This window comes from Nonomuraea sp. NPDC052116, from assembly GCF_040680035.1.
GTDB classification, from domain to species: Bacteria; Actinomycetota; Actinomycetes; order Streptosporangiales; family Streptosporangiaceae; genus Nonomuraea; species Nonomuraea angiospora_A.
Map to the genome: position 1 here is coordinate 17,772 of NZ_JBFAWA010000027.1, position 15,326 is coordinate 33,097.

12 protein-coding genes are annotated in these 15,326 nt (G+C 72.4%); 8 read left to right on the forward strand and 4 right to left on the reverse strand.

The window, feature by feature from the left end:
• Nucleotides 1-26: 26 nt before the first annotated feature.
• The 7 genes from AB0L65_RS40935 (at nt 27) to AB0L65_RS40965 (ending at nt 8,052) form a co-directional block, all read left to right on the forward strand.
• Nucleotides 27-1,586, forward strand: a complete 1,560-nt coding sequence (locus tag AB0L65_RS40935; protein ID WP_364257327.1) for an NAD(P)-binding domain-containing protein — start codon at nt 27-29, stop codon at nt 1,584-1,586.
• On the forward strand, nt 1,586-2,629 hold the full coding sequence (locus AB0L65_RS40940) for an alpha-hydroxy acid oxidase (protein WP_364257330.1): 1,044 nt from the start codon (nt 1,586-1,588) through the stop codon (nt 2,627-2,629). Before AB0L65_RS40935 ends, AB0L65_RS40940 begins: the two co-directional genes overlap by 1 nt.
• Nucleotides 2,623-3,939, forward strand: a complete 1,317-nt coding sequence (locus AB0L65_RS40945; RefSeq protein WP_364257332.1) for a cytochrome P450 — start codon at nt 2,623-2,625, stop codon at nt 3,937-3,939. The genes AB0L65_RS40940 and AB0L65_RS40945 overlap by 7 nt, the downstream gene beginning before the upstream one ends.
• Nucleotides 3,936-5,252 (forward strand): cation:proton antiporter, encoded by a 1,317-nt coding sequence (locus AB0L65_RS40950; RefSeq protein WP_364257335.1) that lies wholly within the window; start codon nt 3,936-3,938, stop codon nt 5,250-5,252. Before AB0L65_RS40945 ends, AB0L65_RS40950 begins: the two co-directional genes overlap by 4 nt.
• A 93-nt stretch (nt 5,253-5,345) precedes the next feature.
• Entirely contained in the window at nt 5,346-6,023 is a 678-nt protein-coding gene (locus tag AB0L65_RS40955; RefSeq protein WP_364257338.1) for a response regulator transcription factor, read from the forward strand.
• On the forward strand, nt 6,020-7,282 hold the full coding sequence (locus AB0L65_RS40960; RefSeq protein WP_364257341.1) for a HAMP domain-containing sensor histidine kinase: 1,263 nt from the start codon (nt 6,020-6,022) through the stop codon (nt 7,280-7,282). The genes AB0L65_RS40955 and AB0L65_RS40960 overlap by 4 nt, the downstream gene beginning before the upstream one ends.
• Nucleotides 7,283-7,308: 26 nt before the next feature.
• Nucleotides 7,309-8,052, forward strand: coding sequence for an SDR family oxidoreductase (locus AB0L65_RS40965; protein WP_364257344.1), 744 nt, complete (start codon nt 7,309-7,311; stop codon nt 8,050-8,052).
• A gap of 15 nt (nt 8,053-8,067) precedes the next feature.
• Here the strand turns inward: AB0L65_RS40965 and AB0L65_RS40970 are convergent, their stop codons facing one another.
• The 3 genes from AB0L65_RS40970 to AB0L65_RS40980 are packed head-to-tail and all read right to left on the reverse strand — an operon-like array spanning nt 8,068 to nt 13,290.
• Nucleotides 8,068-11,286: an AAA family ATPase gene (locus AB0L65_RS40970; RefSeq protein ID WP_364257347.1), complete on the reverse strand. Its 3,219-nt coding sequence runs from the start codon at nt 11,284-11,286 to the stop codon at nt 8,068-8,070.
• Nucleotides 11,283-12,566: an oxygenase MpaB family protein gene (locus AB0L65_RS40975; protein WP_364257350.1), complete on the reverse strand. Its 1,284-nt coding sequence runs from the start codon at nt 12,564-12,566 to the stop codon at nt 11,283-11,285. Before AB0L65_RS40975 ends, AB0L65_RS40970 begins: the two co-directional genes overlap by 4 nt.
• 22 nt (nt 12,567-12,588) lie before the next feature.
• Nucleotides 12,589-13,290, reverse strand: coding sequence for a Crp/Fnr family transcriptional regulator (locus AB0L65_RS40980; protein WP_357749650.1), 702 nt, complete (start codon nt 13,288-13,290; stop codon nt 12,589-12,591).
• Between the two features lie 182 nt (nt 13,291-13,472).
• On the opposite strand from AB0L65_RS40980, the gene AB0L65_RS40985 reads away from it, so the two are divergent.
• Complete coding sequence (locus tag AB0L65_RS40985) at nt 13,473-14,045, forward strand: RNA polymerase sigma factor (RefSeq protein WP_350727135.1); 573 nt, start codon at nt 13,473-13,475, stop codon at nt 14,043-14,045.
• Between the two features lies 1 nt (nt 14,046).
• Here AB0L65_RS40985 and AB0L65_RS40990 read toward each other — a convergent pair whose 3' ends face one another.
• Entirely contained in the window at nt 14,047-15,297 is a 1,251-nt protein-coding gene (locus AB0L65_RS40990; RefSeq protein ID WP_364257353.1) for a hypothetical protein, read from the reverse strand.
• Nucleotides 15,298-15,326: the final 29 nt, after the last annotated feature.

Genomic DNA, 15,326 nt, shown 5'->3' on the forward strand with positions numbered 1-15,326 from the left:
ATCACCTCGTTGTGGCGGAGGCTTCAGTGCCGGACAAGACCCTGGACTACCTGGTGATCGGCGCGGGCCCCGCGGGTCTGCAGCTGGGGTATTTCCTGCACGAGCAGGGGCGGGACTACCTGATCCTCGAGGCGGGTCCCGCGCCGGGCCAGTTCTTCCGCACCCACCCGCGCCATCGCACGCTGATCTCGATCAACAAGAAGTACACCGGATGGGACGACCCCGAGCTCAACCTCCGGATGGACTGGAACTCGCTGCTGTCCGACGACCCCGACCTGCTGTTCACCCGTTACAGCGACCGGTATTTCCCGCACGCCGACGACATGGTCCGCTACCTGGCCGACTTCGCCCAGAAGCGCGGCCTGCGCGTCGCCTACGACTCCCGGGTGGTCCGCGTGGACCGGCCCGGCGCGTCGTTCCGGGTGACGGACGAGACCGGGCGCACGTACGAGGCGAAGCGGGTCATCGTCGCGACCGGCGTCACCAAGCCCAACATCCCGCCCATCGCGGGCATCGAGACGGCCGACCTGTACGGCGCCCACTCCACCGACCCGGCCGACTACGTCAACCAGCGCGTGCTCGTCATCGGCAAGGGCAACTCGGCCTTCGAGACGGCCGACAACCTGATGGAGACCGCCGCGGTCATCCACGTGGCGGGGCCGCGCTCGGTCCGCATGGCCTGGCGCACCCATTACGTCGGCCACCTGCGGGCGGTCAACAACGGCCTGCTGGACACCTACCAGCTCAAGTCCCAGAACGCGATCCTCGACGGCGACGTCAAACGCGTCGAGCGCAGGCCGGACGGCACGTACCTGGTGACGGTCTCCTTCGTCCGGGTCGACGAGGTCACCAAGGACATCCCGTACGACAGCGTGATCCTCTGCACCGGCTTCCGCTTCGACGGCTCGATCTTCGGCGACGACTGCCGCCCCGAGCTGGTGATCAACGACAGGTTCCCGTCGCTCACCCCGGCCTACGAGTCCGTCAACGTGCCCGACCTCTACTTCGCCGGCACGATCACCCAGTCGCGCGACTTCAAGCACGGCACCAGCGGCTTCATCCACGGCTTCCGGTACGGCGTGCGCGCGCTGCACCGCGTCCTGGAGTCCCGCCACCACGATGTCCCCTGGCCCGCCACGGTGCTGCCCGCCGACCCGGCGGCGCTCGCGGCGGCGGTCATCGAGCGGGTCAACCGCACCTCGGCGCTGTGGCAGCAGTTCGGGCTGCTGGCCGACGTCATCGTGCCCGACGGGGACACCGCCCGCTACCTGGAGGAGCTGCCGTACGACCTGGAGGGCCCGCCGATCGGCGACCGCGGCCACTTCGCGATCACCCTGGACTACGGGCCCGACCATGACAAGATCGACCCCTTCGACGTCGAGGTGGGCCGGATCCGCCAGAGCGACTCGGTCCGGGCGCACGAGGGCCACTACCTCCACCCCGTCGTCCGCCACCACGTGCCCGGCCGGCCCCCGGTCGCCCACCACATCACCGAGAACCTCGAGAACGAGTGGACCTCCAAGGAGATCCACGTCGAGCCCCTCCGGGCCTTCTTCGCCGCGCGGTTGACGTCCGTAGCGGTCTGATGGAGCGGTGGAGCCTGCGCGAGTTCGAGGCCGAGGCCCGCGCCCGCCTCGACCCCGCGCACTACGACTACTTCGCCGGCGGGGCAGGTGACGAGGTCACCGTGCGCGCGAACGAGGCCGCGTTCGCCCGGATCGGCCTGCTGCCCAGGGTGCTGCGCGGCGCGGCCAAGCTGGAGACCGGCCTCACCCTGCTCGGCAGCCGCGCCGCCATGCCCGTGCTGGTGGCGCCGACCGCGTTCCACCGCCTCGCCGACCCGGAGGGCGAGCGGGCCACCGCCCGAGCGGCCGCCGCCGCCGAGACGATCATGATCGTGAGCATGGCCGCCACCGTCGCGATCGAGGAGGTCGCGGCCGCCGCGCCCGGCGCCGAGCTCTGGTTCCAGCTGTACGTGCAGCCGGACCTGGCCTTCACCGAGACCGTCGTGCGCCGCGCCGAGGCGGCCGGTTGCAAGGCGCTGGTCGTCACCGTGGACTCGCCCGTGCTCGGCCGACGCGAGCGGGACCTGCGCAACGACTTCCACGACCTGCCCGAACACCTGTGCTGCGAGAACCTGCGCGACGGCGACCGGGTGCGCCCGATCCTCATGTCGCCCGAGCTGTCGTGGGAGCACCTCGGCCGGCTCCGGGAGATGACCGCGCTGCCGATCGTGGTCAAGGGCGTCACGCATCCCGGCGACGCGCGGATCGCGCTCGACCACGGCGTCTCGGCGATCATGGTCTCGAACCACGGCGGGCGGCAGCTCGACACCGTTCCCGCCTCGATCGACCTGCTGCCGGACATCGCCGCGGCCGTCGGCGGGGCCGTGCCCGTGCTGCTGGACGGCGGGATCCGGCGCGGCACGGACGTGCTGAAGGCGCTGGCGCTCGGCGCCGCGGCGGTCGCCGTCGGCCGCCCGGTGATCTGGGGGCTGGCCGCGGACGGCGAGCGGGGAGTGGCCCGCGTGCTCGGCCGGTTGCGCGCGGAGGTCGAGCACGCGCTCACGCTGTGCGGCTGCGCGTCGATCGGCGACCTCGACCCGGGCATGGTGCGGCGGCCATGCTGATCACGCTGATCATCCTGGCGGTCGTGGCGAGCCTGCCGTGGTGGCTGCCGGCGAGGGTCGTGGCGCTGCGCGTACGCGTCTTCAACCGGATCAACGGGGACGAGGGCATCCCCGTCCCCGGCGACCTCGTGGGCGTCGACCGCTTCAGGGAGGTCTACTCGCACCCGGCCGCCGGCGGGCGCAGCAGGGGCGCCGCGCTGTCGGACCTGTTCTGGTACTGGCTGTCGCCCGGCCCCGAGATGCACCAGGAGCACCTGGAGGCGGGCGAGCGGTACGACGCGGTGGCCAAGGCGACGCGCGGGCTGCTCTCCGTGCCGCGCGACGAGGCCGAGGAGCTCACGCGCCGCTGCGCCGCCCGTACGCTGGCGGACGCGCGGGGACCGGTGCGGCTGCGTGACCTGACGATGCCGCTGTGGGCCGAGTTCGCCTACGAGCTGGTGTTCGCCGAGCCGTGCCCGCGCGAGGCCCGCGACCTGATCGTGGGCAACGCGAACGACGTGGTCACCTCGCTCAAGTGCACGGGCCTGCGGCACATGGAACGCCGCCACCGCCTGACCCGCTACCTGCTCGGCCGCCTGTCACGCGTGCGGATCCCGCTCCCCGCCGGCCTGTCACCCCAGGAGCAGGCGTTCTACCTCCAGGGAGCCTTCTTCAACACCGCCGTCGTCCAGATGTCGGAGGCCATGGCCCACCTGCTCATGGTCCTCGCGCAGCATCCGGAAGCGCAGGAGCGGGCCCGTACGGGGGACGACCGCTACCTCGACCAGGTGATCTCCGAGACGCTGCGGCTCTACCCGCTCTTCGGCATCGCCCACCGCATCACCACCGGCGAGATCCCGCTCGGCGAGCGCACCGCGATCCCGGCCGGGTCGGTGCTCTGCTTCGACTATCCCGAGTTCCACCGCGCCGGGTTCGCCGATCCGGACCGCTTCGACCCGGGCCGCTTCGACCGGCCCGTCAAAGAGCTCAACCACATCCCGTTCGGCGTCGCCGCCAACCGTCCCTGCCCGGCCTGGCGGCTGGCGCCGATCGCGATGCGGGTCGCGGCGCGGGAGATCCTGCACCGCCACGCCCTGCACTCCTCGGCCGCCCACACCCGGTCCCTGCCGAACCGGGGGCCGTGCCTGCTCACCCCGCCGCACGCGTCCCCGCCCCGCGCCGCGCTCGTCCTCATGCGGGTCCGCGACCGCTGGGAGGACGTCTGGCGCAGCCTCGTGCAACTCGTCCTCGGCACGTACATGGTCTGGGACGCCCGCCGGCAACGGCTCTGCGAGATCCACTTCGATCACCCAGCGGAGAACCGAACATGACCGCACTGGCCCACGTCACGTCTCCCGATCCGAACCTCGCCCTCATACTCAAGGTCCTGCCCGCCCTCGTCGTGATCCTGATCGTCGCGGCGATCTGCGGCCGGCTGGCGCAACTGGTGATGCAGCCGCGCGTGCTCGGCGAGATGGTCGCCGGCGTGCTCCTGGGTCCGACGTTCTTCGGCTGGCTCTTCCCCGACGCGCAGGCGGCCCTGTTCCCGAAGGACGTCAGGCCGGTCCTGTACGTGCTGAGCACCATCGGCCTGACGCTCTACATGTTCCTGGTCGGGGCGGGGCTCGACCACAGCGGGCGCACGCCGGGCGAGGTCCGCAAGGCGTCCGCGCTGGCTGTCTCGGGGATCGTCCCCTCGCTGCTGCTCGGCTTCGGCGCGGGCCTCCTCCTGTACGACCTGCTCTCGCTGCCGGACGTCAGCCCCTTCCAGTTCGCCCTGTTCGTCGGCGGGGCGCTGTCGCTGACCGCGTTCCCCATGCTGGCCAGGATCCTGTACGAGCGCGGCCTGGAGAACGCCCCGGTCGGCCGGCTCACCCTCATCGCCGCCTCCATCGACGACGCCCTGGCCTGGTGCATCCTGGCCGTCCTGTCGGCCATGCACCTCGGCGCCGGCGCCGGCGACGCGCTGCCCACCATCGGCCTGACCGCGCTGTTCGCCGTCGTGATGCTCAAGGTGGTCGCCCCCCTGCTGCGCCCCCTGGGCGCGACCGTGGCCCGCACCGGCCACCTCGGCGCCACCGGCATGTACGTCGTCATCCTCGTGCCGCTGACGGCCGGCTGGCTGACGGACTGGATCGGCGTCTACTCGGTCTTCGGCGGCTTCCTCGCCGGCCTGGCCATGCCCCGCGACCCCAAGTTCCGCGAGGCGCTGCACGGCCGGATGATGGAGATCGTCTCGACGCTGCTGCTGCCCACGTTCTTCACCTTCTCGGGGCTGAACACCCACCTCGGGGGCATCGCGGGCGGCGCCATGCTGCTGGCGTTCGGGCTGATCCTGCTCGCCGGGTTCGCCGGCAAGTACTTCGGGTGCGCGCTGGCGATGCGGGGGATGGGGTTCGGCTGGCGGGAGTCGTACGCGGTGGGGGCGCTCATGAACGCCCGCGGCCTGATGATCCTCATCTTCATCAACATCGGCCTGGCCCAGGGCATGATCAACCAGGAGCTCTTCGCGATGCTGGTGCTCGTGGCCATCCTCACCACGGCCGGCGCGCTGCCCCTCTACAAGCTGGCGCTGCCCGAGCGCCTCGAGACCCGGACCAAGGTTGCGGAAGTTTCGGAGCTGGTCAGGTCCAATCCATCGTGATCGCGCAGGTGAACCGTGGTGCGCCTGGTTCTCGATCAACCAATGCCCGAGTGGACCTGGTAATCCGCCTGGGCGTGGTGTAACCGTGGTCTGGTGGCTGGAACACCGGGTACAGCCCGTCGGCTGCTGGTCATCGAGGATGACCGCGAACTGGGGCGCATGCTCGTCGACCTGTTCACCGAGGAGGGGTACACGGTCGATCTGGCTCTGGAGGGGCAGCGCGGGCTGCATCTGGGGCTGAGCCGCTCGTACGACGTGCTGATCATCGATCGCGGCCTGCCGTCGCTGGACGGCATCGACCTCATGCGGCGGCTGCGACGGCAGGCGGTCACCACCCCCGTGCTGGTGCTGACCGCCTTCGGCTCGGTCGCCGACCGGGTCGCCGGGCTGGACGCGGGCGCGGAGGACTACCTGGTCAAGCCGTTCGAGATCGACGAGCTGCTGGCCAGGGTGCGGGCCCTGCACCGCAGGAACCTCGACCAGGCCACGCTGCTGCCGCTCGGCGCGGGCTGGCTGGACTCCGAGTCGCACATCGTCCGGCTGCCCAGCGGGGAGCAGGTCGAGCTGTCGGGGCAGGAGTGCCGGCTGCTCAGCGCCCTGGCGGCGCGCCCGCGGCAGGTGCACACCCGCACGTCGCTCCGGCAGCGGGTCTTCGACGGCGCCAAGAAGGAATCGATCGTGGACACGTACGTCTACTACCTGCGCAACAAGCTGGGATCCGGGGTCGTGTACACCGTGCGGGGCGTGGGCTACCGCCTGGGTGAGTTATGAGCCCGGCGGGGCCGGGATCGGCGCTCGAGCGGCGGCTGCTGAAGCGGGCCCGCCGGCGCCTCACCGCGCAGGTGGCCGGCGCGATCTCCCTGGTCCTGGCCCTGGCCGGAGTGCTGGTCTACTGCGTCATGCTGCACCAGCAGGCCGACTCCGCCCGGCGCGACCTGACCGCCGCCGTGCAGCGCGCCCCCATCGCCCACCCTCCTCCCTGCGTCTGGCTCTACCTGCTGCGGTCCGACGGCACCGTGGCGAGCTCCCCGGGCGCGCCGCAGGCCCTGCCGGTACGCGCGCCCATGGACCAGGTCGCCGCCGGGCTGCCGCCCAGGGTCGAGGAGGTCCGGGTGGACGGGCACGCGTACCTCATCCGCACCCAGCGGCGCGGCGACGACACCTTCCAGGCGGCGCTGGACCTGCGCTACCAGGACGCCGAACGGCAACGCCTGCTGCGCACGCTCGGCGGCGCGGAGATCGGCGGCCTGCTGGCCGCGCTGCTGGTGGGCCAGGTCATCTCCCGCCGCGCCATCGCGCCGCTCGGCGAGGCCCTGGCGCGCCAGCGCCGCTTCGCCGCCGACGTCAGCCACGAGCTGCGCAGCCCGCTGACCCGCCTGCACACCCGCGCCCAGCTCCTGTCCCGCCGGCTGCGGGGCGGCACGGACCCGATCCTGCTCATCGACGAGGTGGACCAGCTCGTGACCGGCACCAGGCAGCTGGGCGAGGTGGTCGAGGACCTGCTCCAGTCGGCCCGGTTCCAGCAGTCGCGCCGCCCGTTCGCGCCCGTCGACCTCGCGATGCTGGCCTCCGAGCTGGCCGTGGCCGAGGGCGCCCGCGCGGCGGCCGAGGGGGTGACGATCGAGGTCCGGTGCGAGGGGCCGGGCGATCACGTGGTGCGCGGAGTCGAGTCCGCGCTGCGCCGCGTGGTCTCGGCCCTGCTGGACAACGCGCTGGGTCACACGCGCGCGGGCGGCCACATCTGGGTGACCCTGACCCGGGATCGCGACCTGGTCCGGCTGACCGTGCGCGACGACGGGGTGGGCTTCGACCCGGCGCACACCGAACGCCTTTTCGCCCGGTTCGTGGGGGGCGGCTTCGGGCTGGGGCTGGCGCTCGTACGGGAGGTGGTGGAGGGCCACCACGGCACCATCACCGCGGACGGCCGCCCGGGCGCCGGCGCCACCTTCACCGTCAGCCTGCCCGCCGGCCCCGCCGCCGCCCCGCCCCTGTGGGCGCCACCGGCCCGCGAGCCCGAACGCCGCCTCTGAGCGGACACCTGCTAGCGTGCGGCGACATGAGCGGGCGTGGAGTTCTTGTCACAGGTGCGTCGAGGGGTATCGGGCGGGCGGTCGCGGCGGCCTTCGCCGCGCAGGGCGACCGGGTCGCGATCCATCACCGGGACTCCGCGAAGGAGGCGCAGGACCTGCTGGCGGAGCTGCCCGGCCAGGGGCACACGATCGTGCGGGGCGACCTGGCCGATCCCGAGGCGGTGCGCGGCATGGTGGACGCGGCGGCCGACGCCCTGGGCGGTATCGACGTGCTGGTCAACAACGCCGCCACCTACTTCCACCATCCCCTCACGGAGCTGTCGTACGAGGAGTGGCAGAGCGCCTGGCGGCGCACGCTCGACATCAATCTGGTGGGGACGGCCAACGTCATCTGGTGCGCCGTCCAGCACATGCCTGCCGGCGGCCGCGTGATCAACGTCTCCTCGCGCGGCGCCTTCCGCGGCGAGCCCGACAGCCCCGCCTACGGGGCGAGCAAGGCGGGGCTGAACGCGCTGGGCCAGTCGCTGGCCGTCGCGCTCGCCCCGCGCGGGATCGCGGTGGCGGCCGTGGCGCCCGGCTTCGTCGAGACGGACATGACGACCGAGTTCCTCACGGGGCCCGGGGGAGACGCGATCCGGGCGCAGAGCCCGTTCGGGCGGGTGGCGCGGCCGGAGGAGATCGCGGCGGCCGTCGTCTACCTGGCCTCCCCGGCCGCCGAGTGGGCCAGCGGCGCCGTGCTCGACCTCAACGGCGCCTCCTACCTGCGCTGATCCCGTCGGAAGGGGTCAGTGCAGCCGCCGCTCCAGCAGGATCGCGCCGCGGCCCGGCAGCAGCGAGGCGCACCACTTGCGCAGGTCGGCCGGCTTCGGCCCGCTCACCTCGCCACCGTCCAGCAGGTCGGCCCAGTCGAGCAGCGACTCCGCCAGCATGAGCGGCACCCCCCGCCGCTCGTGCATCTCGGCCGCGGCCTCGAAGTGCTCGGCCGCCCGCTGCGGTGAGCCCGTCGCGATGCACAGGTGCGCCAGGTAGTGGTGCCCGCAGTGGTGGGCCACCGCGCCGTGGCCGAACGTCTGCCCGTCGGCGGCCAGCGAGCCGTACAGCTGCTCGGCCAGCTCCGCCCGCCCCAGGCGGGAGGCGGCCACGGCGAGGTTGTCCAGGGCGGGCCGGTGGGCCATGTTGCGGGGCGGCGTGGCGCCGCCGTCGGCCAGGATGCGGTCGAGCAGGGGCGCGGCCGCCTCGTCGGCCATCTCGCACAGGTACCGCAGGATCGCGTGCACCGGGTCGACGCGCGGCGCCTGGGCGGCACGGCGATAGCGGTCGCGCAGCTCCCACAGCCGCCCCTGCAGCCGCCGGATCTCGGCGATCTGCGACGAGTAGATGGCCACGGCCTCCAGGCGGCGGCCGATCTCCGAGCCCAGCCGCAGAGCCGCCTGCGCCTCCGACTCGGCCTGCGCCAGGTCGCCCTGCATCAGCGTCAGGCCGGCCCTGGAGTAGCCGATCAGCCAGTTGAGGTGCGGCTGGGCCAGCCGGCGCGCCAGCTCGTCGGCCTCGCCGAGCAGCATCGCGGCCCTGGTCACGTCGCCGCCGTCGAGCACCGGGGGAGTGCGCTGCACGTACGCGTGGAACAGCGCCAGGTCGTCGCCCGTGCGGCGGGCCGCCTCCAGCATCTCGTCGCCGTCGCGGTGGCGCTGGTGCAGCGGGTCGGCGGGGATGATCGTCAGGCTGCGCTGCCCCAGCACGCTGGCGAGCGTGCGCGGATCGCCCGACTTGCGGGCCAGGGCCACGGCCTCGTCGCTCAGCGCGAAGCGCCGCTCGCCGTCGGGCGCCCAGATGAGCTCGGAGGCGAGCTGGGCCGCCAGCAGCGCCCGGGTGCTCAGGTCGGTGGAGTCGACCAGCTTGCGCGCCTCGGTCAGCAGCGCGATGCGCTGCTGGTCGGGCGCCGCCGAGATGGTGGAGAAGCCCCGGTCGCCGCCCAGCGCCGCGATCACGATCAGGTCGGAGCGCTCGCACTGCCTGGCCAGGTCGGCCGCCCGCACGAGGGTCTGCCTGGCGTCGGGGTCGCCGGCCAGCCACATGGCCCGGCCGCACTCCACCAGCAGCTCCGCGCGCCGCTCCAGCGTGGCGCCGGGGAAGTCCGCCAGCAGGTCGAGCACCCGCTGGTACCAGGTGACCGCCTCGCGGTGCGCCAGCCCGGCCAGCGCGTGCTGCGCGGCGTGCACGGCCGCGTCCGCCGCCGCGCTGACCCGGACCGGGTCGCGGCCGTGCCCGGCGGCGGCCAGCAGGTGGGTCGCCACGACGTACGGCCGGGTCTCCATGGCGTGCGGGTCGGTCCGGCACAGCGCGTCGGCGACCTTGCCGTGCAGCAGCCCCGCCCGCGGCGCGGACAGCTTGGCGTAGAGGGCGGTCCTGGTCAGCTCGTGGGAGAACCGGCAGGACCCGCCGTCCGACATGGTCACCAGGCCGGCGCCCATGGCCTCCTCCACCGCGGCCACGAACCGGGCCTCGTCGAGCCCCAGCCCCGCCCGCAGCTCGGCCGACTCCATGCGCTCGCCGACGGCCAGCAGGTTGACCAGGTCTCTGGCGTCCGGGTGGAGCTGCGAGAGCCGGGCCATGACCATCCGCGTCACCGAGTCGGGCACGGTCAGCCCGTCGAGCTCCTTGCCCGCGGCCAGCTCCCTGACCACCTCGCTGACCAGGAACGCGTTGCCGCCGGTGATCCGGTGCAGCAGCTCGGAGTCGCCGCCGCCGCGCACCTCCGCCAGCGCGTGGGAGACCTCGTCCAGCCCGAAGGAGGGCACCTCGATCGTGCGGCTGTCGGCCGTCAGCTTGTGCAGCTCCGGCAGGGCCGACTCGGCGGGCGAGCCGACAGGCAGGGGCCGCGAGGTGGCCAGGACCAGCAGCGGCAGGGCCTCGGCGTCCCACATGAGGGCGTTGAGCATCTGCAGCGACTCCAGCGTCGCCCATTGCAGGTCGTCGATCACCAGCAGCACCGGCCGCACGGTGGTCAGGCGCTCGATCAGCGTGCGGGCCGCCGCCATCAGCTGATAGCGCTCGGACACGGGCTCGGTGGCCGGCGGCACCTCCAGCGACAGCGGGGGAGCGGCCAGCGAGGGCGCCAGGCGGACGAGCTGGCCGCACTGCTGGTCGACCCCGGCGCGCAGCAGCAGCGCGGGCGAGGTGCGGGCCAGCCGCTCCACCGCCCCGGCGATCGGCTCGTACGCCCGCCGCGCCGGATCCGTGCACCGCCCGGCCAGCACCGTGAACTGCCGCTTGAGCGCCCGCCGGGCCACCTCCGAGGCCAGCCGGGTCTTGCCGACCCCCGAGTCGCCCTGGAGGATCACCAGCCCGCTGCCGAACTCGGCCGCCGCCAGCTCCCCGTCGAGCGTCCGCAACTGCTCGTCCCGCCCGACGAACGGCAGCACGTGACCGTCCTCCAGCCAGGGGGCCAGCCCGGCGACCTGGTGGTGGTCGGCGCTCTGCCAGTGCAGCTCGTACGTGTGCAGCGGCTCCCGCAGCCCCTTGCCCGGCAGCCGCCCCAGGTCCTTGAACTCGTGCCGGCTGCGCCCCTGCGCCAGCCGCCGCACCAGGTCGGTGCAGAGCACCTGGCCGCCCTCCGCGATGGCGACCAGCCGGGCCGCCTCGACGGTCGGCAGCCCGCTGACGTCGTCGTGACCCCAGCACACGTCGCCGGCGGCGAGCGCGGCCCTGATGGAGATCTTGTCCGGGGCGCGCTCGTTCTCGTCGGCCACCGCCTGCTGCACCGCGATGACCGCGTCGAGCCCGGCCGTGGCCGAGTCGAAGACGGCCATCAGCCCGTCGCCCAGGCTCTTGGTGAACGTCGAGCCGCTGGCCGTCACCACGGAGCGCAGCAGCTGGTAGAGGCGGCGGAAGACCACGTTGGCGCGTTCCTCGCCCAGCCTGATCCGCATGGCGGTGGAGCTGACCACGTCGGTGAACAGGATGGTCGCCGTGGTCAGCGTGCCGGGCGGGTGGGGAGCGGTCATGTGGGCCGCTCCTTCAGTCTCCGCGCGGGCGCGCGCACCTTCCGGCGGACCGTGCGGCGGATCTCGCGCGTCTTCACGGCGGAGCGGGACTGCTTGATCCGCCAGGCGCCGGCCAGGTCCCCGGGGATTCGGAAGGCCGCCTGCCCGTCGGAGTTGCGGTCGATCAGGGCGACCACGATCTGCCGCCCGAGCCTGCGCACCAGCCAGCGGACGACGCCGTCCACCGGCCCGGCCAGCGCCGCGTGCCGGTTCGCCGCCCGGCCGGCCGCGAACAGCGCGGTGAACCACCAGGCGGGCTTGGGCACGCCCAGCAGCTCGGGCACCCGGTCGGCGCCGTACTTGGCGTCGCGGAAGACCCAGTGCACCAGGCTGCGCGGCAGCTTGCGCCACCCCAGGTGCATGAACTCCTCCATCTCCTCCAGCAGCCTGGCCATCAGCCGGCGGCCCTCGTCGCTGGACTCGTACAGGCGGCCCAGGCGTTCGCTGACCGGTTCGACGTCCTCGAGCGTGAGAGGCCGGTCGCGGCAGGCCTCCACGCCCATGAGATGGCCGAACACGCTCCACGTGTAGAGGTGGGCCGCACGCTGCTCCGCGGAGAGCGTCACGCCCATACTCTCCAGAGCCTCCCATGTCACCACAGAGAAGTCGAAGATGGTGGCCAGCAGGAGCTCCTGGTTGACCGGGGGGCCGAACCGCGCGGTGTCCCAGTGGTCAGCGAAACGCTCGTTGACCAGGGCGCGGACGAAGGAGTGCAGGATCCGCAGGCCGAGCGCCGTGGTGTGCCCGGGGCGGCCGGGCTCCAGGCTGTTGGTGGCCTTCAGGCCCATCACGTCGACCAGCATCTGCCCGGTCTCGGCCACCCGGCGGGTGAGGCTGTGCGTGGCCAGCCGGGACACGTTGGCCAGCACCTTCGCGCTGGACACCTCCACGTACGCCATGGGCAGGCACTTGCAGAAGAGCGCGGCCGACTGGTAGAGCCCGTAGTCGGCGAAGACGGCCTGACCCCTGGCCAGCAGCTCGCGGTCGTCGCCCCAGTCGGGCAGGTCCGCGGCGAAGTCGATGGCCGCGAAGATCGCGGAGGCGGGCGGCTCGCCCGACGGCGCCCTGGCCTCCCGCTTGGCCGCCGCCAGCTCCTGGATCACCGCCTTCACCAGCTCCAGGGGCCCGCTTCCGGCGGGCTGGGCGTCCAGGTATTCGGCCACGACCTTGTCGATGTCCGGGTCCGCCTGCTGTCGCAGCTGGCGGAATCTCTCTTCAGGCCAGCGTTCGTGATCGTTCATCTACCCCGTACTCCAGATTCGGTCAGAGGCCGCCCCGTTTCCGCAGGGCGGCGACGTCCAGCAGCGTGATCGCCCGGCCTTTGACGGCGATGAGGTTTCTCGCCACGAGGGACTGCAGCGCCCGGTTGACCGCCGGCCGCGACGCGCCGATGAGCGCGGCGAGGTCGGACTGGGTCAACCCGGGCAGGTCCACCACCCCGTCGTCGTGGCCGTGCTTGTCGGCCAGTTGCAGCAGCAGCTTTGCCAGCCGCCCGCCCAGGTCGAGGAAGGCCAGGTCGGCCGCCTGGTCGGTGAGCCTGCGCACCATGTGGCCGAGCATGCGCAGGAACTCGTCGGCCAGCCCCGGATGCTCCCGCATCAGCTCCAGGAGCCGTGCCCTGGGCAGCGCGAACACCCAGGCGGGGCGCACCGTCACGATCGACGCCGAGCGCGGTGAGTTGTCCAGCAGCGCCAGCTCGCCGAAGGTGTCGCCGCGGCTCAGCATGTTGAGCACGATCTCGTCGCCGTGCTCGGTCGTGAACACCACCTTCACCAGGCCGTCCAGCACCACGTAGAGGGACTCTCCCGGATCCCCCTGGTGGATGATGATCTGGCCGGCCCGGTAGCGCCTCGCCATCCCGGCCCGCGCCGTGTTCTCGATGCCGCTCTCTCCGAGTACGCGGAACAGCGGGATCTCCGCCAGCACGGAGGCCACCGGCTGGACATCGCTCGGGAACCCGCTCATGCAAGAACTTTAAGCCGCATCCCGCGCACGAACAGCCGACGGTCCTGGATGTCCCGATTGTGATGAGGAACACATCGTGACTGTCACGCGCGAGACAGCCCCTGACGATCACTCGGCGCACCGTTGGGATGCCGGGCGGTAATGGCGACCCCCCGAGTGCCCGGCCCGGCAGGGAGATCGACATGTACCTGGACACCATCGAAAGACCCGATACCGCCACCCTCGTCTCGGCCGCCCAGGACGGCGACGCCATGGCGTGGGAGCGGCTGATCGAAGAGTTCAGCCCCATGCTCAAGGCCCGCGTCCGCCGGTTCAGGCTCAGCCACGAGGACGCCCAGGACGTGCTCCAGACGACCTGGCTGCTGGCCTGGCAGAACCTCAGGAGCGTGGAGGACGGCCAGCGCATGGCGGGCTGGCTGGCCACCATCGCCTTCCGCGAGTGCCTGAAGCTCACCAAGCGGACGAAGGAGATCTGCACCCCTGACCTCGACACGCTGGGCAGCACGGACGACGTGGACAGGGAGCTGGCCAGGATCTGGCTGGCCGGCACGCTCGACGAGCTCGTCGAGGAGCTGCCGGCCGCGCAGCGGGTCCTGTTCAGAGCGCTCACGGAAACCTCCGAGCCGCACTACGTGGACGTGGCGCGCAGGCTGGGCAGGCCGGTCGGGAGCATCGGGCCCACCCGAGCCCGCACGTTCGCGAAGCTTCGCGGGCTCCTGCAAGCCCGCGAGATCACCAGGGACTTCCTCGACTGACTCACTTCGCCGACGGGTCGAGCTGGATCGCCTCCAGGAACGGCTCGAAGTCGAAGTGCGCCATCTCGAACGCGTCCGGGTCGCTCTCCGCCGGATACTCGTAGACCTTGCGCCCGCCCCGGGCGAGCATCATGTTGACGGCCTGCGGCACCAGCCCGTGCGCCATCTCCCGGGCGAGGCCGTCGGCCACGTCCTTGGCGAAGGGCAGGTCGTAGAGGGCGCCCACGTGCTGGTAGACGCGGAAGTAGCTGACGATGAAGCGCATGCGGTCGCGGTAGGACACCCAGTCGGCCACCCCGGCCGTGGACGCCTCCTGGTCGGCCGTGATGAACTCCTCGGCCAGCTTGCGGACCTTCTCGTTCTGGATGGGCGCCCAGACCCGCTCCATGTCCACGCCTTCCGGCGCGGTGAGCGGCCGGCCCACCTTGATGTCGCTGAGCGGCGTCTGCACGGCGAACAGGTGGCGGGTGTAGAGCGAGGACCACTTCCCCTCCAGCCAGCGCGTCAGCCACGGCTGGTCCTCGTGCCGGGCGGCGTACAGGCGGAACCTCGGGAAGCGGCGCCGGGTCACCAGCGAGCGCAGTGACCGCCACGACACCCGCGTCAGCCACCGGACCGGCCGGTAGAGCACCAGCTCGAGGGCCTTCTGCGCGCGGGCCTGCTCGTAGGCGGACAGCGCCACGCAGGCGCCGAACATCAGCTCGGCGCGGGCCTCGGGGTCGGCGGTCTGCTTGGCCTCGACCAGGAGCTGCGCGGCGTCCTTCAGGTAGCGGGGGTCGGCCTCGGCCAGCAGGTCCGTCAGGAACGCCGGCGGGCTCGGCGTCAGATCCGACTCCGGGCTGACCCTGAGGAAACGGTCGGGCGAATCGTTCCACAGGTTGACCGCGAGGCTGGCGGTCTCCAGGAAGATGGCCCGGTTGGCGAGCGCGAGCCCGAGCTGGTAGCTGGGCCCGAGCAGGGTGAGCAGGACCGCCCTGAACACCCTCCTGAACCGCTGGGGCACCCGCATCTTGCGACCGAAGTCCAGGATGAACGGGGAGTCGGGGCTGAGGTCGAGGCTCTCTCCGACGGCCTTGGAGGTCCAGGTGGCGTAGCAGTACCAGTTGTTCGCGTCCTTGCCCAGGTGCTGGGCGAGGTCCCCGGCGACGCGGTGGTAGCTGTAGGCGATGACCATCGCTTCGAGTGCCGGGCTCCGGTCCTTGTAAGCGGCGATGCGCAGCACGTCGTCCGCGGTCATCGGAGTGTCGGACATGGGGTCTCCCGTTAGTTCGCCTCGAGGAG

Bases quoted from the DNA above. Each gene is read 5' to 3' on its own strand.
- AB0L65_RS40970 (WP_364257347.1), bottom strand. From the start codon at position 11,286: ATGACCGCTCCCCACCCGCCCGGCACGCTGACCACGGCGACCATCCTG.
- AB0L65_RS40965 (WP_364257344.1), top strand. From the start codon at position 7,309: ATGAGCGGGCGTGGAGTTCTTGTCACAGGTGCGTCGAGGGGTATCGGG.
- AB0L65_RS40975 (WP_364257350.1), bottom strand. From the start codon at position 12,566: ATGAACGATCACGAACGCTGGCCTGAAGAGAGATTCCGCCAGCTGCGA.
- AB0L65_RS40940 (WP_364257330.1), top strand. From the start codon at position 1,586: ATGGAGCGGTGGAGCCTGCGCGAGTTCGAGGCCGAGGCCCGCGCCCGC.
- AB0L65_RS40960 (WP_364257341.1), top strand. From the start codon at position 6,020: ATGAGCCCGGCGGGGCCGGGATCGGCGCTCGAGCGGCGGCTGCTGAAG.
- AB0L65_RS40980 (WP_357749650.1), bottom strand. From the start codon at position 13,290: ATGAGCGGGTTCCCGAGCGATGTCCAGCCGGTGGCCTCCGTGCTGGCG.
- AB0L65_RS40945 (WP_364257332.1), top strand. From the start codon at position 2,623: ATGCTGATCACGCTGATCATCCTGGCGGTCGTGGCGAGCCTGCCGTGG.
- AB0L65_RS40990 (WP_364257353.1), bottom strand. From the start codon at position 15,297: ATGTCCGACACTCCGATGACCGCGGACGACGTGCTGCGCATCGCCGCT.
- AB0L65_RS40985 (WP_350727135.1), top strand. From the start codon at position 13,473: ATGTACCTGGACACCATCGAAAGACCCGATACCGCCACCCTCGTCTCG.
- AB0L65_RS40950 (WP_364257335.1), top strand. From the start codon at position 3,936: ATGACCGCACTGGCCCACGTCACGTCTCCCGATCCGAACCTCGCCCTC.